The organism is Saccharomonospora iraqiensis subsp. paurometabolica YIM 90007 (assembly GCF_000231035.2).
GTDB lineage: Bacteria > Actinomycetota > Actinomycetes > Mycobacteriales > Pseudonocardiaceae > Saccharomonospora > Saccharomonospora paurometabolica.
This window is the reverse complement of the sequence record NZ_KI912244.1, coordinates 6,666-7,616: the sequence shown is the minus strand read 5'-3', so window position 1 is coordinate 7,616 and position 951 is coordinate 6,666. Positions and strand designations below refer to the sequence as shown.

The window sequence follows — 951 nt, the reverse complement described above, 5'->3', positions numbered from 1 at the left end:
AGGCCGCGGTGGCGGCCCCGTCGGGCGTGGTTCCGGAGCCCGCGATCCGCGCGGCGACGTGCGCCGGCACCGGGGTGCCCTCGGGCACGTGAGCCGCGGGGGTGGGCGCGTCGAACACGGTGTGCACCGGCAGCACGCCCGCCCAGACGTCGTGCGCGTCGAGGTCGGCGGCGTCCTCGTTCGGTCCCGACGCCCGTGCCTTCATCGACGCCTCGGTGAGGTCGAGCGCGAGCACCAGGGTGGCGGCCAGTTCCCGGTCGTCGGGTCGGCGGGCGTGCTCCCACGATCCCGGGCTCAGGTGTTCGGCGACGACCCGCAGGGCCTCCCACCGCTCGCCGGGGTCGGTGACCGCCCGGGCGGGCCCGTGCACCACCGCGCTGCGGTAGTTCATCGAGTGGTGCATCAGCGACCGCGCGTAGACGATGCCGTCCAGCACCGAGACGGTGAGACACACGTCGGCACCGCCGCCCGCGGTGCGCAGCGCGCCAGCCCCCGTGGAGCCGTGCAGGTACACCGTGTCACCACGGCGCGCGAACCCGGTCGGGAGGACGACCGGGGCCCCGTCACGCACGACGCCGAGGTGGCCGATGAGCGCCTCGTCGAGCAGTGCGTACAGTGCCGCCCGGTCGGTCACCGCCCGGTTCCGGTTGCGGGTGAGCCTGCTGCGGGAGGTCTGGGTGAGCGTGCCGCGGGCGTCGGTGTGGGGCTCGTGTGGCATGCGCCCATGGTGGATCGCATGGTGGATCCCCGGAACAGCCAGATTATCGTGATCCGGGCAGTCCACTCGTCCGTGAGTCCGGGAGAACGCCGTGCCCCGAGGTGACACCGCGCTGCCGGTGACGCTCGACCGGGACTCCGGGGTGCCGTTGGCCGTCCAGCTCGCCGACGCGCTGCGGGCGGCCGCGTCCGGCGGACACCTGCGCGGCGGCGACCGGCTGCCCTCCACCCGGG

General features: G+C 75.0%; 1 protein-coding gene and 1 pseudogene. One reads left to right on the top strand and one right to left on the bottom strand.

The features are described from left to right. Positions 1 to 718, bottom strand: a 718-nt coding sequence (locus tag SACPADRAFT_RS27620) for a pyridoxamine 5'-phosphate oxidase family protein (protein ID WP_084258428.1), incomplete at its 3' end; no start/stop codon positions are given. Positions 719 to 809: 91 nt separating this feature from the next. On the opposite strand from SACPADRAFT_RS27620, the pseudogene SACPADRAFT_RS31530 reads away from it, so the two are divergent. Continuing rightward, positions 810 to 951 (top strand): annotated as a pseudogene (locus SACPADRAFT_RS31530) (PLP-dependent aminotransferase family protein); the annotation flags it as partial.